The organism is Periweissella ghanensis (assembly GCF_918814755.1).
Lineage (GTDB): Bacteria > Bacillota > Bacilli > Lactobacillales > Lactobacillaceae > Periweissella > Periweissella ghanensis.
Genome location: NZ_CAKKNT010000001.1, coordinates 1 through 23,997 on the forward strand (window position 1 = coordinate 1; position 23,997 = coordinate 23,997).

The 23,997-nt window shown below is 38.4% G+C and carries 23 protein-coding genes; 4 read left to right on the forward strand and 19 right to left on the reverse strand.

The features are described 5' to 3' along the window. Nucleotides 1-145 precede the first annotated feature (145 nt). The 16 genes from LQZ76_RS00005 to LQZ76_RS00080 all read right to left on the reverse strand — a co-directional run bounded on the left by LQZ76_RS00005 (nucleotide 146) and on the right by LQZ76_RS00080 (nucleotide 18,911). Entirely contained in the window at nucleotides 146-799 is a 654-nt protein-coding gene (locus LQZ76_RS00005; RefSeq protein ID WP_230097721.1) for a PBECR4 domain-containing protein, read from the reverse strand. Between the two features lie 317 nt (nucleotides 800-1,116). After that, nucleotides 1,117-1,920: an ATP-binding protein gene (locus LQZ76_RS00010; RefSeq protein WP_230097722.1), complete on the reverse strand. Its 804-nt coding sequence runs from the start codon at nucleotides 1,918-1,920 to the stop codon at nucleotides 1,117-1,119. A gap of 23 nt (nucleotides 1,921-1,943) precedes the next feature. Next, nucleotides 1,944-2,735, reverse strand: coding sequence for a conserved phage C-terminal domain-containing protein (locus LQZ76_RS00015; protein WP_230097723.1), 792 nt, complete (start codon nucleotides 2,733-2,735; stop codon nucleotides 1,944-1,946). A 142-nt stretch (nucleotides 2,736-2,877) separates the two neighbouring features. Beyond that, nucleotides 2,878-7,299, reverse strand: a complete 4,422-nt coding sequence (locus LQZ76_RS00020) for an Eco57I restriction-modification methylase domain-containing protein (RefSeq protein ID WP_230097724.1) — start codon at nucleotides 7,297-7,299, stop codon at nucleotides 2,878-2,880. Nucleotide 7,300: 1 nt separating this feature from the next. Beyond that, nucleotides 7,301-8,233, reverse strand: coding sequence for a restriction endonuclease (locus LQZ76_RS00025; RefSeq protein WP_230097725.1), 933 nt, complete (start codon nucleotides 8,231-8,233; stop codon nucleotides 7,301-7,303). 173 nt (nucleotides 8,234-8,406) lie between these two features. After that, the gene (locus tag LQZ76_RS00030; protein ID WP_230097726.1) at nucleotides 8,407-8,604 is read right to left on the reverse strand and encodes a hypothetical protein; all 198 of its coding nucleotides are present in this window, start codon (nucleotides 8,602-8,604) and stop codon (nucleotides 8,407-8,409) included. A 93-nt stretch (nucleotides 8,605-8,697) separates the two neighbouring features. Beyond that, nucleotides 8,698-9,846 (reverse strand): non-hydrolyzing UDP-N-acetylglucosamine 2-epimerase, encoded by a 1,149-nt coding sequence (gene wecB, locus LQZ76_RS00035; RefSeq protein WP_230097727.1) that lies wholly within the window; start codon nucleotides 9,844-9,846, stop codon nucleotides 8,698-8,700. Nucleotides 9,847-9,873: 27 nt separating this feature from the next. Beyond that, on the reverse strand, nucleotides 9,874-11,160 hold the full coding sequence (locus LQZ76_RS00040; protein WP_230097728.1) for a glycosyltransferase family 2 protein: 1,287 nt from the start codon (nucleotides 11,158-11,160) through the stop codon (nucleotides 9,874-9,876). Continuing rightward, nucleotides 11,160-11,297, reverse strand: coding sequence for a hypothetical protein (locus tag LQZ76_RS00045; protein WP_230097729.1), 138 nt, complete (start codon nucleotides 11,295-11,297; stop codon nucleotides 11,160-11,162). The genes LQZ76_RS00040 and LQZ76_RS00045 overlap by 1 nt, the downstream gene beginning before the upstream one ends. A 947-nt stretch (nucleotides 11,298-12,244) precedes the next feature. Then, entirely contained in the window at nucleotides 12,245-12,688 is a 444-nt protein-coding gene (locus tag LQZ76_RS00050) for a hypothetical protein (protein ID WP_230097730.1), read from the reverse strand. A 37-nt stretch (nucleotides 12,689-12,725) separates the two neighbouring features. Further along, nucleotides 12,726-13,355 (reverse strand): YdcF family protein, encoded by a 630-nt coding sequence (locus tag LQZ76_RS00055; RefSeq protein ID WP_230097731.1) that lies wholly within the window; start codon nucleotides 13,353-13,355, stop codon nucleotides 12,726-12,728. Between the two features lie 78 nt (nucleotides 13,356-13,433). Beyond that, complete coding sequence (locus LQZ76_RS00060; protein WP_230097732.1) at nucleotides 13,434-14,066, reverse strand: hypothetical protein; 633 nt, start codon at nucleotides 14,064-14,066, stop codon at nucleotides 13,434-13,436. Nucleotides 14,067-14,115: 49 nt separating this feature from the next. Next, the gene (locus LQZ76_RS00065) at nucleotides 14,116-15,603 is read right to left on the reverse strand and encodes a glycosyltransferase (protein WP_230097733.1); all 1,488 of its coding nucleotides are present in this window, start codon (nucleotides 15,601-15,603) and stop codon (nucleotides 14,116-14,118) included. Next, a complete protein-coding gene (locus tag LQZ76_RS00070) occupies nucleotides 15,600-17,081 on the reverse strand; it encodes a glycosyltransferase (RefSeq protein ID WP_230097734.1) in 1,482 nt (493 codons plus the stop codon). The genes LQZ76_RS00065 and LQZ76_RS00070 overlap by 4 nt, the downstream gene beginning before the upstream one ends. Nucleotides 17,082-17,947: 866 nt before the next feature. Then, complete coding sequence (locus tag LQZ76_RS00075; protein WP_230097735.1) at nucleotides 17,948-18,160, reverse strand: hypothetical protein; 213 nt, start codon at nucleotides 18,158-18,160, stop codon at nucleotides 17,948-17,950. 145 nt (nucleotides 18,161-18,305) lie between these two features. Continuing rightward, the gene (locus LQZ76_RS00080) at nucleotides 18,306-18,911 is read right to left on the reverse strand and encodes a hypothetical protein (RefSeq protein WP_230097736.1); all 606 of its coding nucleotides are present in this window, start codon (nucleotides 18,909-18,911) and stop codon (nucleotides 18,306-18,308) included. 153 nt (nucleotides 18,912-19,064) lie between these two features. On the opposite strand from LQZ76_RS00080, the gene rpiB reads away from it, so the two are divergent. From rpiB to LQZ76_RS00100, 4 genes are all read left to right on the forward strand, one after another. Further along, nucleotides 19,065-19,577 carry a ribose 5-phosphate isomerase B gene (gene rpiB, locus LQZ76_RS00085; protein WP_230097737.1) on the forward strand — a complete coding sequence of 171 codons (513 nt, stop codon included), beginning with the start codon at nucleotides 19,065-19,067 and terminating at the stop codon, nucleotides 19,575-19,577. A gap of 516 nt (nucleotides 19,578-20,093) precedes the next feature. Continuing rightward, on the forward strand, nucleotides 20,094-20,378 hold the full coding sequence (locus LQZ76_RS00090; protein WP_230097738.1) for a hypothetical protein: 285 nt from the start codon (nucleotides 20,094-20,096) through the stop codon (nucleotides 20,376-20,378). Nucleotides 20,379-20,566: 188 nt separating this feature from the next. Next, on the forward strand, nucleotides 20,567-20,866 hold the full coding sequence (locus LQZ76_RS00095) for a hypothetical protein (RefSeq protein WP_230097739.1): 300 nt from the start codon (nucleotides 20,567-20,569) through the stop codon (nucleotides 20,864-20,866). A gap of 46 nt (nucleotides 20,867-20,912) precedes the next feature. Then, nucleotides 20,913-21,203 (forward strand): hypothetical protein, encoded by a 291-nt coding sequence (locus tag LQZ76_RS00100; RefSeq protein ID WP_230097740.1) that lies wholly within the window; start codon nucleotides 20,913-20,915, stop codon nucleotides 21,201-21,203. 50 nt (nucleotides 21,204-21,253) lie between these two features. Here the strand turns inward: LQZ76_RS00100 and LQZ76_RS00105 are convergent, their stop codons facing one another. The 3 genes from LQZ76_RS00105 to LQZ76_RS00115 all read right to left on the reverse strand — a co-directional run bounded on the left by LQZ76_RS00105 (nucleotide 21,254) and on the right by LQZ76_RS00115 (nucleotide 23,724). Next, nucleotides 21,254-22,039, reverse strand: coding sequence for an ABC transporter permease (locus LQZ76_RS00105; protein WP_230097741.1), 786 nt, complete (start codon nucleotides 22,037-22,039; stop codon nucleotides 21,254-21,256). 1 nt (nucleotide 22,040) lies between these two features. Further along, nucleotides 22,041-22,745: an ABC-2 family transporter protein gene (locus LQZ76_RS00110; RefSeq protein ID WP_230097742.1), complete on the reverse strand. Its 705-nt coding sequence runs from the start codon at nucleotides 22,743-22,745 to the stop codon at nucleotides 22,041-22,043. Between the two features lie 76 nt (nucleotides 22,746-22,821). Further along, the gene (locus LQZ76_RS00115) at nucleotides 22,822-23,724 is read right to left on the reverse strand and encodes an ATP-binding cassette domain-containing protein (RefSeq protein WP_230097743.1); all 903 of its coding nucleotides are present in this window, start codon (nucleotides 23,722-23,724) and stop codon (nucleotides 22,822-22,824) included. Between the last annotated feature and the right edge of the window lie 273 nt (nucleotides 23,725-23,997).

Genomic DNA, 23,997 nt, shown 5'->3' on the forward strand with positions numbered 1-23,997 from the left:
CAATATTTAAAAATTAAAAAGGAAGAAACGGCTCAATTTTATTGACCGTTTTAGATCAATGTGGCTCAACTTTATTGACTATTTTTGGCTCAATTTAACTTGACGGCGACATGAGCATGAAAGATTAAAAAATTTGAGCTGTATGCTATTTTAATTCATTCGCTAAATACGCTTCAATAAATTCTTCTATTTTTTGTGGGCAATCTTCCCTTTTCTTGACGCAACTACGCTCTTTTGTTGCCTCATTTTCTTCAAGAATTGCGATAACTTCAAAAGAGGTTAAACTTTTATTATCCTTTACAGATAAATTGAGTAATGATAATGGAATATATTTGTCATTCGCATCTTTTTTTATTGCAATACCTAGTATTCGTTCTTTTGTTTTAAGTAAACTATCGTAATGAATACTTGCCATATTATTTCCAATAGAAATTTGAGTCTGTAAGCTATCTAGTCTATCTATTTGATCAATAATTTGTAATTTCTGAAATGTAGTTCCATCTGATTTTACTGAAAGTAAATTGAGATTAAGTCTTTTTTTATTTAAATCGTTAATAAATCCTTTTGCACCATTACTATATTTAACGCCGCAAAGATGCATAAAATGCCGATTACTAAAAGATAGTTCTTGTAATTTAATTTCCTTATTTCCAACCACATACAGATATAATTTCTTTTTACCTATAAAAGATTTTTTCATTGTATTCAATGCGATATGTATTGCTGGAAGTCGTGCATTAAAAGCTTTAATTTCTGCCGGGGTTATTTTATGATATTCTGCTGTAATATGCTTTCCCAAAATATTTCTCCTAAAATAAAAACCGATAGCTAAAAGCTACCGGTTTATTTGCAAGTTTTTCTGTTGCCAGCCAACTATCCGAGACCTGCTCGACTTCATATATCAAGTTTTTCTGTTGCTTGCCAACTATCCGAGACTTGCCCGACTTTATATATCTGGTTTTAACGTTGCTTGCTCAACGAGAAAGTTACACCCTCTATCTATATCTAAAATGATATCATGGATTCACTCTAATGACTACATATTTTGTCTATTTAATTACCATTAAAAGCCAATTTGTGAATACTATGTTCACAGAGCAAGTCATTCCTTATATCTCACACTCTCCTCACATCCCCCATCCCGTTAAACTTAATCCGTTGTTCTTCCGCCTTGGGTAACAACCGACTAATCAACTTCGGGTTATACATCATTTCGAGTTGTTTCTGAGTGTTATTGGTTGTAATAATTGTTGTACGCTTCGCACAGTTACGTTCCGCATCAATTCGTTCATCGGCTACCCTAAATAGTAGTTCCTGCATATCCTTGCGAACGGGTTGGATGTTCTCACTACTCCCGTTAATGATTTTCATCCCCCCTTCGGTTCCAAAATCATCCAGGATTAATACATCAACCGTCTTCATTGCTTCTTCAATCTTACGAATTCGTTCTTTGGCATCTGCATATGAATACTGATTGTTCAGCATGCCTGCTAGTTCAGTTGTACTGACAAACATCACTGAGAATTGTTCTGCCAATTTGTACAACATCGCTAGTGCTAGTGATGTCTTCCCGACCCCACCTTTACCAAGTAATAGTACATTCATTGGTTGTTTAAATATTTGCTGCGTTAACTTGTATGCCTGATTACCAATTTCAGCTGCCAACTGACTGTCTCCTTGGACAGTGACATCCCAATCAGCAAATGTAAAGCGTTTGGCCGCATGCCCACTCCAGACCGACATTCGCCAGGCATCTCGATTACTTCGTCGTAAATAACTTTGGTAGGCCTCTTTAGCGAGCCGTTTACCACGTTCTTCAATGGTTTCCGTCACGTTATCTAGATCAATGCCATGCTGGGCCGCTAGGCGCTGAACGCTTACTTGTAAATTATCAAATCTAATTGCTTTAAGATCACTCATACCACGCCTCCTGCATTTCATTATTAACTGTTTTTAGGTGCTTCGTTGATATAATTGTCAAACTTCGTGCCAAATAATGTCCCAGGCCGTAAATACATTGCCCATTTCTCGTCGTTTAACCAGTGACTAACTTTGGTATCAATCACTTTCAGAAAGTCCTCAACTTGATATCCTTCTTGAATCCGTGCATTGATTAAGCGACGGGTGGTAATTGTCTTTGGATTGTATCGGCGCCCTGTTTTGGCATTCAAGTATCTGATGATTTCTGTGCAAGCATCTTCGACCGTCTCTTTGGGACCATCCCCTTCTCCTTGGTTTGATGATTGTTTAGATTGTTGTTTATTATAATTAGTGTTTGTTTTATTAGTACTTATTAGTTGCGGGTTTTCCGCCGTAGGATTTCCCTGTACAGGTTTTTCCAGTACAGGGTTATCCATGACTGGGAAATCCGGTTGTGGTGAGAATCCACTTATAGCAACGTTTTCAGCTAAATCAAGTTGGATTTGTGGGTCATTTTTGAACATAGGGGTCGTCGCTAATTCCCACAAACTTTCGAGTATTTCACCACTATCTGCTTGTAATTTTGAGCAGCGCAAATAACCCGCCGCCTCCAGTTCCGCAATTCCTTGCATGAACGTATCGTGCCGGGCAATATTTTCCGCAATCACCTCTTGTTCGAGGAACTCCCACTCATCCCCATGCGCATATAGATACAAGAATATCCCGCGAGCATGCCAACTCAATTGTTGATCACACGCGAGCTGGTTATCGATAACTGTGTAATTGTGTTGTTTAATCCGATTAATTTTGACCATAGTATTCACCTCACTTTAATAAATAGTTTTCAACTATACAGTCAAATAAGGTGGAGCAATGTGGGCGTGAGTTTGTGGAGAAAATAAAAAACCTGCCCGATTGCTCAGGCAGGTTAGATTTTAGATATGCGAATTTTTTAATTTAATTATCTGACCTAATTTTACTTTTAAGATATAATTCTTCATCTTCTGTAATTCCAAATAACTTGTTAAGTTCATTATTAACGTCTTTTGAAAAATCTATAAATTTATTTGAATCTGTATAGTCTAAGATATCTGGAACTTTTTTGGCAAGAGATGTTAAGGATTCATCTGTCATTAAAAATGCATATTTTATCAATGGTGCACTCACATACTTTAAAAAGTTTTGTGCTTCTCCTAAAGTTTTAAACGATTTTAAAGCTACCCGAGATCTACCAAATGCAGAATGATTATCAATAATTTCGACTTGATTATCACGTTTCTGTCCACCAGCATTTGCACTAGATACTACAACCTGGTATTCATCTATTAACTCATGATTAACAGGTATTAACGTTTTTTTAGTTAAAAACCAAGTTGCTCTACCAGCCTTTCCTGCTTTATCATTTGTTAATAACTTTACATATTTGTCATTATCAAATTCCTGACCTGTGTATAATCGTATATTTTCTGGATTTTTTTCAGCAAAATCACTTTCCACATGAAATAATTTTTGAGAATATATACTTTCTGAAAGGAATTTTATATTTTCCGAATTAACTATTGCTTCTATCTTTAAAAGAATTGGTTCATCTTTTGGATTTAATACTAATAGTTTTTTACCGGGTGAAGATATATTAACATCAATAGCATTTTCATTTTCAATATATTCGTATTCAAATTCAGTACTATTCTTACTATGATCTTTTAACACTATTGAAAGTCCATCACTAATTCCAACCGAATTAAATAATGACTCTGCGTCTTTGAAAAAAATTAATTTTTTTAAACGAGGATCATTTATTTGATTCAGTCCAAATTGAGCCATCCCTTTTCCAGAACGATGTATCCAACGTCCCCCAGGATAAATAAGACTTGAAAATTCTCCAGTAATTTCATCTGTCAATTCTTGAAAATGTTGGAATATATTTATAACGCGCTTTTGTCCATTTTTAGTTACTTTACCATTTGTTTCTTGCTGATATGGCGGATTTCCAACCACAACATCAAATTTTTTCATATCTAGTGCCTTTCCAATTTCTTCAATAGCGTATTGTTTATCTGACTTTTTAACGAATGTGACGAAATCTTCAATATATGCTACATTTGTAGATATATCGGTATAACCCGCTAATGTACGTTCAGTTATAGTTTTTGCCATGGGTGTCTTTGCAATTATGAATATGTTATCTGCTAGTATTTTTCTCCAGATAGAATTTAATTGTTTAATATCAAATTTACCTGCCGTAACTTCATTCAACTCTGTCGATGCCTGATAATATAAACTTGCTGCAATATACAAAGGATACAGTCCCGTTTTTGAATTGATTTCAAGGAAAGTTTTCTGATCATCCCATACTTCATTGTTAACCCAATTACGTTGACCAATCCCTTCTACCGTTGTAGATTTATACAAGTCATCATAAAATGAAAGGCCACCAATTGTCTTATGCAAATGTAAGTTAACTACTCGCCAAGGTGTTAGTACAGTTTCCTTATCGGGGTTTTTAAATGTTGCAAATATTTCTGCAAGCTCTTGAATTCTATCCAAAGGATCAAGTACATCTAACTCCATTACTCGCCGGCGAATACGTTTACCAGCTTCAATAAACACGTCTGCATCATAGTATTTTGAAAATTCTTTGAATTTCTTTTTAGTAACTCCCTTAGGCATAAATTCATCCCAAGATACATCATCAACAAGATCTATAAACCTTACCATATTAACATCATCTTCAATGTCAACTTTCATTCCATATATCATTAGTGGAATTCGAATACTAATACCTCGAAGTATGCTAATCATAGATTTCTTATTCTTTTTTGCAATTTTCATCTTATTAATTGCTTCTTCTTCTTCCAGTGTTCGATTCTTTTTGGGCTTTTTCTTACCTTCTTCTGCTTTATCATATTCTTCCTCGGTTAAACCTTGGTTATTAACATCGATTACCTTTGGAATTTTTTCTTTATTAGTTGACCCAATAATTGCTTTTAAATCTGCAAATGCCTTTGCGTCTTCTTGAGACAAGTTTAAAAGTAACTCATCGCTATATAAACTATCATCGCTAAATCCAGAATCAATTGCTTTCTGTGCGTAAACTCTCTTTAACTGTCCCAACATACTATCAACAGAAAATGGCTTCATCTTATTTCCACTCATACCAATAATTGGTAAAAAATTCAATAATCGTTTCATGTCTGATTTTTGTTCTGAAGTAACCCGTTTTCCAGGAGCTGTCCGTAATTGACTAGCTTGTGCCATGACTGTTAATGCTCGATCAGGTGCAAAGTCAAAAACATAACAATTTGTTTTTTCACCACTTTGATCACTATATGGAGTTTGTGCCCGAAAAGCGGCTTGTAAATAACTTGTTGGACTTGAAGTATTATTCAAAAATATCACAGCACTCCATTCAGGAATGTTAACCCCTGTAGTTAACTTACGGACAGTCAAGGTTATCGTTTTAGTCTCCCAAGGTTTATCTCCAATAGCGTTCCTAACACGTGCTAAATCAGCCTCATTTTCATCGTTATCATTTTTATCAACTACATTAATAACTTTATATTCTTTACCAAATACAGGATGTTCTTCAAGGACTTTTTTAAATACCCTAGCTGCTTTTATATTCGGCATCAACCACAAGGAATGTCTCAAATTATTTCTAAATTCACCTGTAGAAAATGGATAATTAGTCACTGATTTTTTCGTAATTTCATTTAAAAATGCCGTTACGTCATTTTTGTAGATAAATTCGTCTTTATCATCTACTTTAAAAAATTCTGAAAAATTAAAACTATTGTTATACGCATAGTTACCTTTTTGATTCATTTCAAATGTAAACATATTTACTTTAGGTAGACTACTATATGGATTTTTTTCACCCGAATGCTCAATACTCCAATTCATTTTTGCAGTTTGTTCCATCGGATAATCCCATGTAAATACTTGATCATCTTCATAATCAGCCAATAAATTAAATGGCGTTCCAGTTAATTCTAAGACTTTAGTCGAATCTGAAACAACAGCTTCTTGAACATTTTCAGCAAGTTCAGTTTGAGTTCCTTCATGTGCTTCATCGATAACTACTAAGTCCCAAGTTTGGCCAAAGATTGCATCATTTTTTAGCCCCTGCTTACCACCAACTTGCTCACTACCACGTAAATCTTGCATTGATGCAAAGTATACAAATTTGTCATCTGCTTTAAAATCTGTAATTGCGTGTTGGTCATGTTTTGATCCATATTGATATCCTGATTCTGCCATTTTCATTTTTTGAAAATCTTCAAACCATGAATCAGAAACTATAGGTCTGTGAGTTAAAATTAATACATGCTCATAGCCTTCTTCCTTAATTAATTGTAAGGTTGACAATGTTTTACCAAAACGCATTTTAGCATTCCAAAGCATTTTCTGCTTTTTATTAAATACTTTTTTCGTTTCTTCAATCGCTTGTCTCTGTTCTGGTCTCAATACAATAGTTGATTGATATTCAACTGTAGGTTCCTTTACAGTGGTAATAGCTGCATTACCTTTTCTCACAGCGTCGATTGCCAATTTAATTGTATCTACATCCGTTTGAAACCATTCGTTACCACTTAAATTTTCACTATACTTAATTCCGGATCTTTTCAAAACCGCATGTACATCATAATCATGAAACCATGTTTTTTCGTCATCTTTAATTGCAAGTGTAACCCACTGCGTCTTATGAGGAACTCCAGCGGTATTTGCATACTGTTGAATTCGCTTATTTGCTGCGTCTTGTAAATATTTAGAATTATCTGACCAATCTGCACGTAAAGTTTCAGCTACTGTAGTTTCACCTACTTTTTCCGCTCCTATGTAGGCTGGCCACATATTATCATCATTATTAGCTGTCCAAACGTAGATAATTTTTCTTTCACTTTTCGTTTCGTAGTTTATCAATGAATAATCGCTAGATTTTTGTTTAGGTAATGCAAAAGGTTCAATATTCATTGGTGATTCTGCGTATTTTAAATAAAACCACTTAGCCACATCAAATACTTGTTTTAAAATATTTTCTGCAAGATTTCTATCTACTTCAGATTCAATATCATGCGCTGAAGTATTACCATGTGATTTAATATCATATATATTACTTATTATGGGTTCGGTTACTAATTTTTTAACTTTAGCCATTCTTAATTGCTCATTGAATGTGGTCCTCTCAATTACAGGAATCATCTCCAGATTTAAAATCTCGGAAACTATAGCTTCTGCAATTTGACGTGCTTGTAAAACAACTTGTGTATAATAACCATCTCGAAATAGGTTTTCCATATTCGTTGTGGGTTTAACAAGCATTTCAAATTCAATTTCAGTTTCTAGAAAATTAAAATTACTCTGTATTACATTTTGCATATTATTTCACCATTTCACTAAAATATTCCATTTTTTCAGTGTCCCAATTCATTACTTTAACGCGTTTTCCTGGCTTAACAACCCACTTTACTGGCTCCGGTTCATAGAAGTCCGCAAATAAGTCAATTTCCGCCTCTACTTGCTGTTCTCGTGTTTCGCTCAACGGGATTTCATACTTTAACCCATCCATTTGAAAAACGTTATAACTAATAATCATCGCAATTTTTTCAAACATTTCATAATCTGGCAATGCATCCCATTTATCAATGTAATAGTCTCTGAATGTATACAGGAGATTTTCACGCGCGAGCAATAATGAATCGCCACTCCATTCAAATCCAAAACTTGCCTTATATGCTTGTTCAACAAGTGCGTTCCATGTATCGATGTCATCAACGTCACGATTTATCCGTTGTAGTTTTCGATCTAAGAAGCCAACACGTTCCGCTAATGTAACTAGCTCACCAGTTTCCATATCGTAACGTGTGGCCATATATGGCGCTTCACCACACGTAATTTCCAACCAGGTCCGATTAGTGTAAGTCACTAAGTCATCATCAACGAAACTTTTATCAACCTCATCATTTTGCTTCTTTACGACCCATGTCGGTGTAAATACTTCAGCTTTAGTTTTAGTTCGTTCCTTTTGAATTTCTTGTGACTTCAATGCACGCGGCTTAATCAAATCTCCCATTAAGCCCGTTACCAATTCTGGTTTAATTTCATTAGTCGGTGCATATAAACTCGGACCGTACGTAATATAGTTATCATTTGCCCAAATTATATTATGCTTTTTCTTTTCAGTTGATAGTGTTCTATCAAGTAATAAGATATCTAAAATTTCAGGCATTGTTTCACGAATAGAATCCTCACTTATATCTGAAATTGGATTTTCAATATTCTCTGCATTAGAGTTATCGTTAAACAGTGTCATAGATATATCCTTTCAATAAACTTAAATTAGTTAGCCATTTTTAAACATCAATGACTGCTTACTTAAAATTTTTATACTCTAATAATTATAAATTTTTTACAGCTAGCAAGCAATTAAACCCTGGCAATTCCACAAAAAAACGGCCACCCACTAGTAGCCGTTCATCCCCCGATTCATTTCTTTTTGCGGTTCGTCACAATCAGGGCGCCGAGGACAATGGCAATGACGATGAACATCATTACTTGTAGCTCGAGCGTCTGGCCGACAACCTTGGTAAAGACATAGTTATACGTCACTAGCCCAATCAGGGTCAAGACGGCCAATGCGCCAATTATGTTATTCATCATCCCCACTCCAACTCGTAAATTCATTCTCATAAGTATAGCACTGTCCCCCGCCCTTGCGCTATCACTACCAAAAAAATGATCAGCTACGTCCGGCTGATCATTTTCACGTTGTTCATCTTATTGTTGTCCATTTACACTAAATTCTTCTGGTCGAGCATGGTGTTTATCATCATCAAAGTAATATTGAATTGAAGCTAAGATCCGTTTGGCCGCATCCCCATCCCCATATGGGTTTTGCGCCCCGGCCATTTTATGATATTCAAAATCATTTGATAACAACGTCGTCATCGCGTCTTTAACATGCTCCGGTTCAGTCCCAATTAATTTCAGCGTCCCAGCTTCCACCCCTTCTGGCCGCTCGGTATTATCGCGTAACACCAAGACCGGCTTTTTCAAAAACGGCGCTTCTTCTTGAACGCCACCGGAATCAGTCATAATGAAGTAGCTGGCCTTCATCAATTCATGAAATGACGCCACATCTTGGGGCTCAATTAAATGCACGCGCGGATTATCCCCGAGCAAGGCTTGCATCACGGAGCGCACCTTGGGATTTGGATGGACCGGCACGGTGACTTCCAAGTCTTCAAAGTCTTGCATCACCGCTAAGATGGTTTTTAAGACATTGACCATCGCCGTGCCTTGATTTTCCCGTCGGTGCATCGTCAGTAAGATCATCCGCTTATCGCTGGTATTCGGTGCTATATCGGCCCCCACCGTTTGTTTTAACGCATCGATGGCGGTATTCCCGGTGATAAAAATCTTCGTATCGTCAATATTTTCGAGCAGTAAATTGTGTTTACTTTCACTCGTTGGCGCAAAGTAGATATCAGTCAAGCGATCAGTTAATTGGCGATTCATTTCTTCGGGAAACGGACTATATTTATCCCATGTCCGCAAGCCCGCTTCGACATGCCCAATCGCAATTTGTTGATAAAATGACGCTAAACTGGCCGCAAAGGTCGTCGTCGTATCGCCATGGACAAGCACAATATCTGGTTTTTCCACTGTTAAAACTTTGCCCAGTTCCACTAAAATCTTATTAGTCACCGAAGCTAATGTTTGCTGCGGCTCCATAATGTCCAGGTCATAGTCGGGTTGAATATTAAACAACGCCAAAACTTGATCAAGCATTTCACGGTGTTGACCCGTAACGACAGTCACCGCTTCAAAATCGTCGCGGTTATCATGTAATAATTTAACAATTGGTGCCATTTTAATGGCTTCTGGCCGCGTCCCAAACACGGTCATCACTTTAATTTTTTTCATCTGTTATTTCCCCCAATTTTCCCCTATTTATTCTTCCCGTTGCGTCTTCAACCATTCTTTTTGATTACTTATTTGGCGCCAAAATGCCGTCACGATGCTAAAGAACAAGACCACATATAAATATGAGATTAAAAATGGCAAGCGCAATAGCAGCGTCCATTTGGGCACGGGTTCATCAAAGTGTCGCAAATCAATGACGTAGAGACTCGTAAAAATGAGCCCCCAGACTAAGGAAACGGCAAATAAGATCAGCAGAATGCCGGCCGTCGTTATAAATTTACTGCTGCCAAGCACGCCTACTAAAACGATACCTAAATGGACGCCCAAAACTAAAATCACGATATCAACTAGGATGTTAATCCACGGTTGCAGTAGGAAGTACATAATGCCCAATTTTTGCTTAAACAGTAAATTTTTAGCCGTTACCACCGCTTTGACATATTTTAAACAATCCAAATTCCCTTGCACCCAGCGGCTGCGTTGGCGAATGTAGCGTTTGTATGACGCTAATGATTGTTGATAGACGTAGATATCGGCTAAATATTCAATTTTAATTTGTTTAAGCATGCATTTGATGGTTAATTCATAATCATCTAACAAGGCATTCCCCCAGGGGGCATACCCGATTTGCTCAGCAACGACCGACAATCTAAAGAATTGGCCATTCCCACTTAACCCGACTGTTGAGGTAAACATGCGCATGATTTGTGAGTAATTATTAATCGTAAAAAACTCGGCATCTTGTGAAACTTGTAAAGCATTTTTAAATGTTGGATACATTTTCACGCGCAGTTGGGCAATCGCGGTGCTTGGATCAGAAAAATAATCATTCAAGCGCGTCATCGCATGCTTAGATAAGGCGGCATCGGCATCAATCACGCCGACAATCGTGTTGTCCTCAGCAATGTGCTGGGCTTTAATTTCCGTTTGCAAAAACGTCAGGGCAAAATTCAATGAATCACCCTTGCCTTTTTGGGCATTTGGTAATTTACGTTCCAGCACTTGGATACGCGGATCGGCAACTTTGTGCGCACACTGGATGGTGTGATCTTTGGAAGCATCATCGACCACATAGATCACGCCGTTAAACTTAAATTTGACTAAGTTTTTCAACGTATGCTCAATGACGGCTTCCTCTTCAAAACACGGAATAATAAAGCAGTAAAACAAATCTTTTGAGGCCGTGGTTTTACTAGCAATCATGTGATTGTATTTATCGCGACTTGAAAAAATCCCAAACAGCATACTCAAAAAGATATAGACCAAGAAGATAAAGAAACTGATCTCATAGATTATGCTTAAAATACTAAGCATTAAGCTTTCCCCTTAGTTAACACCATCCAAACAATGACGGCTACCACCGCGGCTAATAAGATAATCCCCCAATATTGTGGGGCAAATAAAGCTCCACTAGCGACAAACCCCGTTTTTGGTAATTGTGATGCGCTCATAATATTCTCCCCCTTTTATATAATATAAATATTCATGAAGCTTATATTTAATATAGCGAACATACAGTAAAAAAATGCTTTCAATTTTTTTAGATTTCAAAAAAATCAAACGCATTTTAAAATAATAATTATGCTTAGATAAAATATATTTTACACATGATACGAAAAATGACCAGCTACGTCAAGCTGATCATTTTTTGATGAATGGAATGAAAAAAGTTATTTTTACTGTTTTGGGAGAGTTTTCAAGCACTGTTACTCGCTTAGGTTTAGCTAATTACCCAGCTTGATCATGACGTTACTCTATACATTTTGAAATGTTTTTTGAATCCAAAATACATACCTCCAATTTACAAACTAATTATTTCTAAATGACAATTGCTATCACTTAACACCACTTATAATACTTTAGTCTCCGCAAAAAAATGTTTTCATTTTTTGCGAATTTTACAAAAATCGCGTACATTTTTCAATTCGCACAAAAAAAGACCTGCATCGTTGCCGATCCAAGTCTTGCTTTTATTTAGTTGGTACTCAAAACCGCCAAAAAACCGAAAGACCCGCAATGATCTTTCGATTTCAAAGTAAGTGGCATATACATGTGCGCCTACTTAATGGCTGAATCTCCCCCCCTAATTAGCAGATTCATTTATAACATAACAATTCGCTACTTCCCCGGTTTAACTAACAACTTTACCGTTAAGTTCCAGAATAAATTCCCCAGTATAACAGCACTTACGCGTCTGTTTACAAGTTCAATTATAAGGGGTCGCGCCAATATTAGCAAGCGTTTTCATTTAATATTTTCTTAATAATTTTAATAAACAGTTTAAATATCCATTAATTTTTGGTGTGTTTCAATTATATTTCATAATAAAAAGCCGCTAGAACAAGGTTCTACGGCTTATCATTATATGATATATGTTATTTATTCTTAACTAATATAATTAATGGGGCCGATGTTTGATCACAAATTCTGGGAACCGTGATGCATACCAGCCGACCGTAATAATCGCAGCCGTCGCTAAAATCAAACTTAAGTTCTGACTCCAGTTAAGGTGACACCAGATTAAGTACACATAGCCAACAAAGAACGGATACGTTAACAAAATCCGCAAAACGGTTGCGACCGCTCCCTTGCCAAATTCAGTGCCATGCTTACTAACCCACCATTCTTGAAGGTACACCGCCAGCCAACCGACTAAAATTGAACCGGCAAAACCTTGAATCAAGTCCATTTCCGTCACCATCGTTAAGTGCAGATAATTAAAGAGCATGACTTTTTCAAAAGTAAAAATCGCCCAAATTGGTAAGACGATAAAAATTCCTAACACGAGTAAGGTAATAAAACTAATGGCCAGATAGCCGGTTTTTTTCGCTTTTTTATTCATGGTAGTCTACTCATCTCCTCTTGTTTGCATGCCGCGCTTAGATTGTCGCGGCAATGTCGCCTTTTTCACTGTACGCTTGAATGCGCAAGTACTCACCCCAGACGCGGGCGCGGCCCACTTCACTCAGGTGCCAGTTATCACGACTAACGGTCACACCATTGTATTCGGCGACAAAACTGTACGGGATTAACTCGACCGTCGCGGGTAAATACTGCTTTAACGTCCGCCAATGGCGACCAACAACGTGCGCTTTGGTGACAAATAACAGCCGTTTAATCGTCGCAAAATCAAAAACTTCGGTCGCAAACACGACATTTTCTAACGAATTTGATGAGCGATTTTCACCCACAAGCGCCGCGGCAGGAATCCCCCCCGCCACTAGCTTTTCGGTAATAATCGCATTTTCGGTCCGCGTACCGACTAATTGGTGGTATTGGGCATCCGCCGTTTTACTTTGGCCACCGGTCACAAAAACTTGTGGGGCTAACCCAGCTTGCCACGCCGCTAAAGTCGTTTCCCAAATGCCAACTTGCGGGGCGCTAAAGACAAAGATTAAGTCACCGGGTTGAATTGCCACGTCCGGGCCAAAGACCATCGCGGTGACCTCGGCCAGTTGGGTGGCATTCAAAGCCGGCATTTCGGGTTCACGGGGAATTAAACTTTTCATAGGCCCTCCTTAGAATTTTAATACACTAATCTTATTCTATTATTTTTTTCAGGATAACGCTATGCCTTTAAGAAAATATCAATTTTCATTCACGGGGGCAAAATCAGTAATATTAAACATCCCCGTGCGTTGCCGTTTAAGTAAACTGGTTAACGCTTGGGCCCCGCGCCGACATGCTTGCGCTCGGGCATTGGGATCATAATGCGGCTTTGTGAGCTGATACGTCGCCACCACTTCAACGGCTAACTTATCTGCCGTTCGGGCCGTGGGTTGCCAACTGGGCCCATCCCCCGCCGCAAAAGTAATTGTGGGGGCACAATCGGCGGGGCGTAATTTAGCGGGGATAATCCGGCGGTGGACCGCCTTGCGCGGCATGGCGATTGGCTGATGGGTCAGGCTACTCGCATCAATCGTCACTGGTTGCTTGGCCGTCGGCAGTGGTGAGTGCCCGTACCATTCCCAGTGCCGCACGGGTGTGGCCGCACATGGTTCATAGAACTGTCGTTTAGTTGTTGGCCGTCGCTTTTGGTAAACATCAGTCCCTTCCAAGTTGCTTTGATGGCGTAAGATGGCGGGCCGATAATTTTCCGGACTTATAATGCCAAAACGCTTAAAGCGCGTCAGCCATAAATGCTGCTGGGTGGGCTGCAATAGTTGGGTTTGCCGCTTAGCATGCCAACGTGCAGCCACCAGCTCATTGGCTAGTTTCATGTTATTTAGACCTCCTGTTAGTAACTGGTCGCGGGCTTGGCAGCTGGTTTTAATGCAAAACTTGTTGCCAAGCGGTTACCAGTTGTTCAGCTTGATATTGTTGGGCCGTCTGTTTGGCTTGCACTTTCAAGTTCATGACGGTCAATGGATTTTCAAAGGTGGTGATAATTTTTTGCGCCAACGCTTGTGGGTTGCATTCATCACTGCAAATCCCGTTAGCACCATCAATTATCAGATTATCTTGGGTATACGCGATGCCATAACACGCCACCGGCACCCCATGAGCGAGACTTGTGAGCATATTAATGCCCAAGCCTTCCGCTAAGGATGTTGAGAGAAAGACGCTCGCATCGGCATAGATGCCATTATCGTCCACACTATATGGCACCAACGTCACGTTATCATCGAGCTGGAGGGCTTGGATTTCCGCTAAAATCTGTGCTTCATACTCACTAGATGCAAAGTACCCCTTTAATACTAATTGAATTGTTGGGTAATGAGTTTTTAACGCCGCCGCGACTTTTAGCAAGCCCAAAATATTTTTATCCGGTGCTAAGCGGCCAACATACAAGATTTTTTGTAGCTCCGTGACGGTATTATCATCGACAACTTGCGTATAAATTGTCGGTACTTGCCGAACGACACACGCTGGGAATTGGGCTTTAATTTGCGCGGCTTGTTGAGCGGTAGCCACTGCCACGAGATTAAATTCGCGGCCCCGTGGTTGCAAGACCGGTTGGTAGCTGCCTTTAACAAAATACGCATTGCCTGTTGCCGCTTGTTGCAGATGACTATCGTGAATGTAAGCAATCGTGCGCTTTGGCGTATCAATCCCGAGCACGCTAGTGGCTAAATGGGGCCGATCGACAATAAACGTACTAGCCAATGCATCATTGAGTTCATTTAAAAAGAAGGTAAATAGTTGGTTTTCACTATCAAACGTATAATTTTGCCCATGATAATTTAATAACTGCCAACTGGTTGCTTGACTCTCACCATTCTCGGGCATCCACGTCACCGCTAGTACTTGGGCACCAGCAGGGTCATAGTACGTTTGACTAGCCACTAAGCCATCGGGGTGATACGTTTCGACCATTGAGCGAAAGCCGCGCCAATCATAGTACGCCGTCATCATCGTGTCGCCTAAATTATTAAAGTATTCAATATCGCCGACACAATCCGCCTTATCAGGCAGCAAATGCACTGTCGCTAAGACCTGCCCATTTTCGGTGATGTGGGCTTCGTTGTTGTCAGTATAACGAACATGGTAAGTGCCCCGCGGAATTGCCGCGAGGGTCCGGACATTTTGCGCAAACGGTTCAAAGTCGGTCACTTTTTGAAAGTAATCATACATATTCAAGTACTCGTCCGGCTGTAACCCCATCCACGCCGCATTGCGCGCCAAATAACGATTGTACTGACGCGTAATAATTTTAGCGGGCATGTTCGCCGCATTAAACGCTTTAGTACGTTGGACTTGCGCAAATTCAATGCCGGAATTAAAGGCATACATATTTTCACCGACTGAATAAATCATGCTTGATGCACCTCCTTTGCATGTGCCAATAAGTTCGCCCAGGCATGCCAAACATTGGCTTCATCAAACGCGGCTGGCGTGGCATAGGCATTATTGCTAAATTGTTGTAAAATCCGTTGGTGCTTGAGTAAATACACGATTTGGTTTGCCATCGCATCAATCGCTCCTGGTTCAATTAAGCAGCCATTTTGGTCATCGGTAATCAACGCCTTGGGACCATAATCAACCGCATAAGCGACCGGCACGACCCCATTAGTCAAGCCTTCGAGCAAGCCAAGGTCAAAGCAGGCTTGGTGGGCGGTAATGCCTAAAATCTGGGCATTTTCCAGTGCTGGTTGTAAATCTTCGACATACCCTTTTAACTGGACGACCTGTTCTAACGCCAAATCAATAATGGCTTGGCGAATTTTGATTTCTTCCGCGTAATTATTAGTGTAATCGGCATAACTATAAATATCGAGCGTCACACTTTGAATTTGATTGTGGACTTGCTTGATGACGTGTAATAAATCACTGAGATTACTGTTTGGACTAATGTTAGCAATCGCGACAATTTTCCCAAATTCACGCTTATTCATTTTAACCGGTGGCTGTTGTTGCCGTTCGGGCGTCACATAGCCGGCTGGAATCGTCGTGGCCGCTTGCACATCCGGAAAGCGCGCGACAATATCCGCCGTTTGCTTGGACGTGGTGGTGACGACATTGGAGAAATGGGCGACATTGAGGAGCGCATATTCGTAATGCTCATTCAACAAAGCCGTCGCTGGTTGACCGGTATCCGTGACGTGCATACTATGAATATCGAGCACGGTGTAGGCTGGTTTACGTAGCCGGGTAAAAGCTTCATCGGCACTCGTGACACTATCGAGAATTAACGTATTAAATTCGGGATATAGTTCATTAATCGCGTTAATAAAATGTTCAAACAGCGCCGTGAGGGTCGCAAATTGATAGATATGACCATCGGGATCCGTCAATAACCACCCAAGCGCTTCAACTTCGGTCGGCCCACTTTGGCGATAAGTCGCATGCAAAACATCGCGGCCTTCCGGGGTATACCAGACTTCGGAGCGTAGTTGGTGATCAATTGTGTACCACTGTGTCATTGATTTGAAGCCCCGTTGATTATAAAAATCAATCGCATATAAGTTACCAGCACTATCAAAGCGTTCCACTGACGTCACGTGTTGGTCGTCTTTTTGGTAGTTAACCCGGGCCACAAGCCGCTCATCATTGCGTTGGACAATGAAGCGGGCTTCGTTTTGCTCATCAACGAAGCGTAAATTTTTAATGCCAAAATCCAGATCGGCCAGAAAAGTTTTGTTCGGTTGGACATCCACCATTTGTTGGTAGTAGTCAAACATATTTAGCAAATGGCGATCACTAACGCCCAGTCCATTCAACTGTTGGTGTAAATTTTGTGACCAATCGCGGGTGACGTATGTGTACGCAATGTTTTGGCGTTCAAACAGTTGCATCCGTTTAATCACCGCTTAATCGATGCCTGATTTTTTGTTCAATAAACTATCATTAATAAAGAAAATCATTTTAATCCCCCCTTTTAACTAGGAATTTTGGTAAAGTATGTGAAATTTTTATCTAATATTTAATCCGTCTAATTACTAATGTGATCCCCCCAGGTTAGCTAGCAATTTGATTGCTTAATACCTTAACCTAATTTAACCGTATGATAAACAAAATTGGATTTCAAGTGATTAGTTGCAAAACCGATTGTATTTTTTAAAATAAATTTTAGCGCTTTCATTTTATTTAATTTAGTTGAATTTTATTACCCTTAACGACGGCAAATTACGCTAAATAGCTAAGAAAAGTGTTTAGTTATTATGTATTACTAATTAATAACTGCATTTTTACCGACTGATTTTTGCTAAGTGGGATCATTGCGTTTTTGTTTAGTAAATCCGCTACTAAACAACGGTAGCTTTAGTTTATGTTTACTAAACACAACCGTCAACCGTTATTTTTTAACGTAGCTAAATTAATTTATAGTTTTTGATAAACTTTTTTAAAAAAATCCGCGTAAACATGCCTATTTATCAATAAATGTAACCTTATTTATCCGGCACTTATTTGCACATCTTTTTGATCTTTTTACGCCCAATTATTATGCGTTATTGTATTTTTTTATTTGCAGCTGTTTGTCATACAGTAAACAAATATTTTGTTTACTATTCAGCTTAATTTGTTTATTAATGACATTTATTGGCTATCGTGTTCAATAAATGTCCGCGCGTATTTTACCTCCTTTGCGCCGATATTGTGAATATTTCACTAATTCAAGCACAAAAAAAGTAGCCCTACGTGGACTACTTTTTTATGCTTATTAATGGTGCGTTGGAGCGGTTTTAGCTGCTCGTTTAACGACGCTTTGATGCGTGGTCCTAGCAACCAGCACCAGAAAAATGGCCGTATATCCGACTAGTGCGGCCGTGCGCCAATGGACATGGTTTAAAACTAGCCGTAAAATAATTAATCCCAATAGAAAACCGGGATACTTGAACTTGTTAAAAGTGGTGCGGGAAAGTTGCAAAGACACGATTTTCTCCCTTTTAGGTAATAGTATGATAACCAATAATTTATTATACGAGCATTACCTCTAAATGCAACAAAAAAACGACCACCAGGTTATCCCGGGGTCGTGGCTAGTTAATATTAACTAATGACTGCTATCATATTGTGACTTATGCGTGGTCGTGACCAGCGTGGTCCGCTTCATCTTCGTCTTCCATTGGTTCAAGTAATTGAATCCCAGCAAGTAAGAATACGTTGACGAGGTAAGTTGCTAAGAGTTCCAAGCTATCTGATAATTGATCAGCTTCTTCATCAAGGTCACCTAAGGCATCCACCACGGCGTTCAATTTACCTAATTGGACTTGCAATTCGGCTTGGAAATCGTGCAAGATATCCATGATAACTTGTGATTCAGCCGCCATATCGTCAGTGCCTTCATCGCTAATCAAAGCCGCCGCCAAGTCACCAGCGCGCTTAGCTAAGCCAGTTACTTGGAAGGTAATTGGTTGAATTGCCAAGATGGCATCTTCTAAATCAGCTTCGAGATCAGATGCTTTATCAACTCCTAATTCTTCAACATATTCTTCAATGTACGCTTGGGCTTGTGTCAAAAGGTTAACACTTTCGTAGGCCATCATTGTTTGATTAACGAAATCAAACTTTTGAGCATCATCCAAGTTGTCGTTGTCATTAATGTTCCCAAATAAAGCTAGATTATCAATGTAGTTATCCATGTTATCGGTCCATTCCTTTGAATTAAGAGTATGTATTTGCATTCAAATACTACCTTAATTCTACCAGTCCTAGGCGGTAATAGCTATTAAAAGTCCTTAAACCCGCATAGATTGACAGCGCTTTCAGATAACGGTATATTGGAGATAAGCACGACTATCTAGCAAGCTTATAATCAGAAATATGAGGAACTTAACATGACAAAAATTATTGCGTTTGGCTCTGATCACGCCGGTTTTGAACTCAAAGAAACTTTGAAGACCTACGTGGCCAGTTTAGGTTACGAAATTAAAGACTACGGCACGCACAATGATGATAGCACCGACTATCCCATTTATGGTAAACGCGTTGGTGAAGCGATTCGCGACCATGAAGCTGACTTAGGTATCGCAATTTGTGGTACGGGGATTGGGATTTCCTTAGCAGCCAATAAAGTCGAAGGCGTGCGTGCCGCCCCTGTTAGTGATGCTTTTTCTGCTGAATATGCCCGCCGCCATAATGACGCTAATATTTTGGCCATGGGCTCACGTGTTGTTGGCCCGGGCCTGGCCGAAGTTCTGGTTAAGACCTTCTTGGATGCGGAATTTGAAGGCGGCCGCCACCAACGCCGCGTTGATGAAATCAAAGCTGAGGATGCCCGGGATGATGCGGAATTTGAGGCCTTGGTACAAAGTGGAAAGAGTGCGAAGAGTGCGAAAAGCCGCGCCTAAGCACCGTAGCATACTAGCAATAACTAATGGCTCGGACTTTGAGTCGTTAAGTTATTGTGTATATGCTTAGGTGCTTGCGGCTTTGAGCACGTTTTAGACCCCACTGCCCAAAAGATACGGTCTTGGTATCTTGGCTATGCGACGGTAGGCGGAACTACTTGGTTGGCTGAGCACGTTTTAGCCCCCACTGCCCACGTAAATGCAGTTTTAGCATATAGTGGTTAGTTGCTTAGGTGCTTGCGGCTTTGAGCACGTTTAGGCTAGAGCGAGAGTTCAGGTGGGAGGCAATGATGACTAACGCTACAAGCCAGTAAATGCGTCCTTAGCATGTCTGGATTGTAAGTTAGACGGAATTGACTGCCTGAACGAACGCGTTTAGACCCCTGCTGCCACCACCAACATAATAACAACCTAAACCCAACGAGTGTGCTCGTTGGGTTTTTTACACTATCATTTGTATACATTTAGCTTTAAATAAATTATAATTCAATTAATAAATCATTTAGGAGGTCCCGTATGTCAGCAGAACAAATCTACACCCAAAGTAATTACCATATCATTGCCATAGTATTATTGTCCATTCTCCTTTGGATTGCGCTAAGTAAGCGATATCAAGACGCCATTCTCCAAACATTTGGTGCGAAACTATACGTCATTTGGGCGGTCTTATATGTCGCTATTATCGCCGTCTTTTTCTTTAGTCCATTTCGGGTTGTCACACCAATGTTTACTTTAGCTTATGGAGTTGCCTACTACTTTAACGTCAAAATATTACGAGCATACTTAAAAGAAGTTAAATAACCATCCAAAACCGCCTTGAAGAAAATTCTTCAAAGTGGTTTTTTAGTGTATTTCTCGATATCGCCCGCCTTCTGTCACACGCTCTTTTTTATTACAAATTTCCGCAAAATAATTAAGCAACTATTAATAGTTCTCAGCCGACAAACATGCTTTAATTAAATTATTAATATCGTTTATTGGGAGAATATATGAACACCACCAACAGCTTCATTTTACGCACCCATATTTTGGGCTCAATCATCCTAGCCATCCCCCCACTTGTCATCGCTAGTGGCTTTTTTGCCCACGCTGATAACATGACCAAGCTGATCACGACGCTTGTTAACATCATCTCCCTTATCTTGCTGGGGTGGATTTGGGGGAGCTATGCCAAAGACCAAGCCAAACTCAAGCACGCCCAAGAGCTTGCGGCCTTAGAAACGCAACTCAATACAGTTACGACCGCCTATACCCATCTCCAAGCACACGTTAACCAGCAAGAACAATAATTAATGTTTACATTATTTTTTATATGCTATACTCAAGTTAAAATTAATGAAAGTTGGTCGTTTTATGTTTGGAAAAGATTTTTATCTATATGGAATTATAGCCATCAGCTTAATCAACGGTTTTTTTAACCGCAATCCCAAATACCAAGCCTTTATGTATGAGAAGCTTGGTAAGCTACGTTACTTAGTTTTAGCTCTTTTCAGTTTGGCAGCTCTTGGCATTTTCGTTTACGTCCAATTATTAGTGGACATCCCCTTGCTGATTGTTGTCCTTGCCCTAATCTGGTATTTTGACATCAAGAAATATCGTGCCTTCACCGCAATGCAGGTTAAATAATACAAAAAAGCGTAGGTTAACCTACGCTTTTTGTCTGCTTATTTAGTAAATTATGAACCTGTACTTACATATTTTGTAAGCATAAAATTCCAAATTTTAGTCGTTATCCAAAAGAATATTACTGAAATCCCACATGCCACGATTAACATAAACGCAAAACTTCTAATGTTATGATTAATCAATAATTTTACTGGTATCGCAGCCACCCAACCAATCGGAATTACAAACGTAAATACAAATTTCATACCACCACCGAAAATGTTAATTGGATATTTTGCGAATTGAAAAAAATTATACACGATTTGTGAAAAATCAGCTATACCTTGGGTAATAAAGGAAAGCGATGATCCAACAATTGAAATGCCTGCAAATATAAGTGATGTAAAAATTGACAGTATAATTAACAATATTACCCATACAATGTTTATCGATTGAGTTACAGCAGTATAACCAATCACTAATAAAGCAAATACTAAATCACCCCAAGCGTCATCATCAAAACCATCCATCATAACTTGATACAATACATTTATCGGTCGTAAAAGAAATGTATCCAATCGACCATAGCGTACCATACTCCCAACGTTCAACGTATTTATAAACAAACACCGCCAGATAGCAAAGCTTAGCGATGCCACACCGTAAAGAAGTAGCATTTCATTAAATGTAAATCCATCTAAACTCGGAATTAAGGTATAAATAAAAAACAGCATTAGTAAATTAAGGATATTTTCAATTATTAACCCTACAATGCCTAAATAAAAATCTTTATCGTAAATTTGCAGCCTTTTAAAATTATACTTAAAGAACGGAATAATTAATTTAAGCTCTTTCATATTACCCTCCTTGTGTTACAAATTGTTTAAATCCTACTCGGGAAATCATCACGTAAAACCAATATAAAATAATTGTCCAAATTATTTGCGGAATTACTAGCAATGAAACATTCGCAACTGTTGGTGTAATAATAACTTCTGCGTACTGACCATATGCGTAAGAAAAAGGTAGTACAGAAACGAACTTTTTCATGGCACTAGGTAGTAAACTAACCGGAAAATATGCCCCTGACAATACCATCAGAACGGCAGATTTAATCGTATTAATTCCCCAGACACTATACGTAAATAGCGTCACACTCGAAAATAGTAGTTCAATGGTAAACCCTAAAACAAATGTCATCGGAAATAATAGTAATAGTAATAATCCACTCATAATACTTAAACTACCGGGAAAGAAAATGAACACTATGCCCATATCTAACGGAAAGATTATAAGTAATTTTGCCAACGAATACCCAAGAGTGTCTAACAATAACCAAAATTCAAATTTAACGGGCAACAATAACTTATATGCTATGTCTCCGCTTTGAATCAGCTGACTATACCGATAGATTATTTCTGGTGTTATTGCTAGAATCATCTGGGCCAAAATTAAATACACAATTTGGCTATTACTTTGGTTAGCACTACTATATTTTAAAATCTGCTGCCACAGAAATACGACTAATAGAATTGAAAACAAATTATTTATCCAATAAATCATAAAATTGTTTTTTTGGCACATAAATGTACGAAAGCCATTCCGGACACTATAAAAAATAAATTTCATCAGAATGCACCTACTGTTCTTGAAGTGACTTAATAAGTCGTTCTAGTTTTTCCGTTTTTATTTCAAGGTTCAAAATCGTATTTTGCCTTGTAACTTCCTGTAAAAACTGTGAAATTTCCGTAACTTGGTTAATTTCAACTTCAAAAATACCATAGTTGATGTGCCGTACAACATAACTTTCACTACTAAGGAATAATTCATCATTATCTATCGTAACAATAACCTTGGCTGGTGTACTACTTCGATCAATTTCACGCATTGATCCATCAAATACCTTTTTACCCTTATTAATAATAATTACGCGATCACAAACATCATAAATATCTTCTAAAATGTGTGATGTAAAAATGATTGTTTTACTAATATCCAAATTTTTAATTGAATCAATCATCTTCTTTTTTATCTCTAAATCAAGACCAATCGTTGGTTCATCTAAAATAATTAACTCGGGATCATGAATCATTATTCCGACAAACTCTGCAATCATTTTTTGTCCTAAACTCAAAGATCGCACGGGCTTATTTAATATTTTTTCTAAATAAAAATATTTTTCAAAGTAATTAATTCGTTCATCAATATTAGCTGTTCCATAAATCGAGCCTAACAATTCATATGAATCAATCACCGGAATGTCCCATTGTAATTGCGTTCTCTGTCCAAATACAACCCCTAACTTTCCTGCGATCTGCTTACGGTTGTGCATTGGATTTTTACCAAATGTTTTCACTGTACCTTCACTTGGATTCAAAATTCCCATAATTATTTTTAATAAAGTTGATTTACCGGCACCATTTAGCCCAACAATCCCGACACGTTCACCCTTCTCAATAACAAATGAAACTTTATCTAGTGAGTTGTACTCAACTTTAGGGTATTTTTTAACAATATCTTCCACCTGTATAATGTGGTTCATGTAAGTTCTCCTGTAATGCTTTAATTATTTTTTTGATTTGGTTGTTTTCTTTAATTGTGGTTTTCATAATATGTTTTCCTTTCTTGTATATTTAACCTCAGTTTATATTATAAATTGAAGTTAAAATTATTATAACAATCTAATAATACTCATTTATTATACAATTATTATATTTAAAATGTAAACGTTTTTAATAAACAATATGATTGTTCCACAAAAATGTGACACAATTAATTTTCAGTTATACAATATATTGAACACACCAAAATCCCC

Excerpts from the sequence above, each read along its gene's own strand:
- LQZ76_RS00010 (WP_230097722.1), bottom strand. The coding sequence starts at position 1,920 with ATGAGTGATCTTAAAGCAATTAGATTTGATAATTTACAAGTAAGCGTT.
- LQZ76_RS00015 (WP_230097723.1), bottom strand. The coding sequence starts at position 2,735 with ATGGTCAAAATTAATCGGATTAAACAACACAATTACACAGTTATCGAT.
- LQZ76_RS00020 (WP_230097724.1), bottom strand. The coding sequence starts at position 7,299 with ATGCAAAATGTAATACAGAGTAATTTTAATTTTCTAGAAACTGAAATT.
- LQZ76_RS00025 (WP_230097725.1), bottom strand. The coding sequence starts at position 8,233 with ATGACACTGTTTAACGATAACTCTAATGCAGAGAATATTGAAAATCCA.
- LQZ76_RS00030 (WP_230097726.1), bottom strand. The coding sequence starts at position 8,604 with ATGAATTTACGAGTTGGAGTGGGGATGATGAATAACATAATTGGCGCA.
- wecB (WP_230097727.1), bottom strand. The coding sequence starts at position 9,846 with ATGAAAAAAATTAAAGTGATGACCGTGTTTGGGACGCGGCCAGAAGCC.
- LQZ76_RS00040 (WP_230097728.1), bottom strand. The coding sequence starts at position 11,160 with ATGCTTAGTATTTTAAGCATAATCTATGAGATCAGTTTCTTTATCTTC.
- LQZ76_RS00045 (WP_230097729.1), bottom strand. The coding sequence starts at position 11,297 with ATGAGCGCATCACAATTACCAAAAACGGGGTTTGTCGCTAGTGGAGCT.
- LQZ76_RS00050 (WP_230097730.1), bottom strand. The coding sequence starts at position 12,688 with ATGAATAAAAAAGCGAAAAAAACCGGCTATCTGGCCATTAGTTTTATT.
- LQZ76_RS00055 (WP_230097731.1), bottom strand. The coding sequence starts at position 13,355 with ATGAAAAGTTTAATTCCCCGTGAACCCGAAATGCCGGCTTTGAATGCC.
- LQZ76_RS00060 (WP_230097732.1), bottom strand. The coding sequence starts at position 14,066 with ATGAAACTAGCCAATGAGCTGGTGGCTGCACGTTGGCATGCTAAGCGG.
- LQZ76_RS00065 (WP_230097733.1), bottom strand. The coding sequence starts at position 15,603 with ATGATTTATTCAGTCGGTGAAAATATGTATGCCTTTAATTCCGGCATT.
- LQZ76_RS00070 (WP_230097734.1), bottom strand. The coding sequence starts at position 17,081 with ATGCAACTGTTTGAACGCCAAAACATTGCGTACACATACGTCACCCGC.
- LQZ76_RS00080 (WP_230097736.1), bottom strand. The coding sequence starts at position 18,911 with ATGCAAATACATACTCTTAATTCAAAGGAATGGACCGATAACATGGAT.
- rpiB (WP_230097737.1), top strand. The coding sequence starts at position 19,065 with ATGACAAAAATTATTGCGTTTGGCTCTGATCACGCCGGTTTTGAACTC.
- LQZ76_RS00090 (WP_230097738.1), top strand. The coding sequence starts at position 20,094 with ATGTCAGCAGAACAAATCTACACCCAAAGTAATTACCATATCATTGCC.
- LQZ76_RS00095 (WP_230097739.1), top strand. The coding sequence starts at position 20,567 with ATGAACACCACCAACAGCTTCATTTTACGCACCCATATTTTGGGCTCA.
- LQZ76_RS00100 (WP_230097740.1), top strand. The coding sequence starts at position 20,913 with ATGAAAGTTGGTCGTTTTATGTTTGGAAAAGATTTTTATCTATATGGA.
- LQZ76_RS00105 (WP_230097741.1), bottom strand. The coding sequence starts at position 22,039 with ATGAAAGAGCTTAAATTAATTATTCCGTTCTTTAAGTATAATTTTAAA.
- LQZ76_RS00110 (WP_230097742.1), bottom strand. The coding sequence starts at position 22,745 with ATGATTTATTGGATAAATAATTTGTTTTCAATTCTATTAGTCGTATTT.
- LQZ76_RS00115 (WP_230097743.1), bottom strand. The coding sequence starts at position 23,724 with ATGAACCACATTATACAGGTGGAAGATATTGTTAAAAAATACCCTAAA.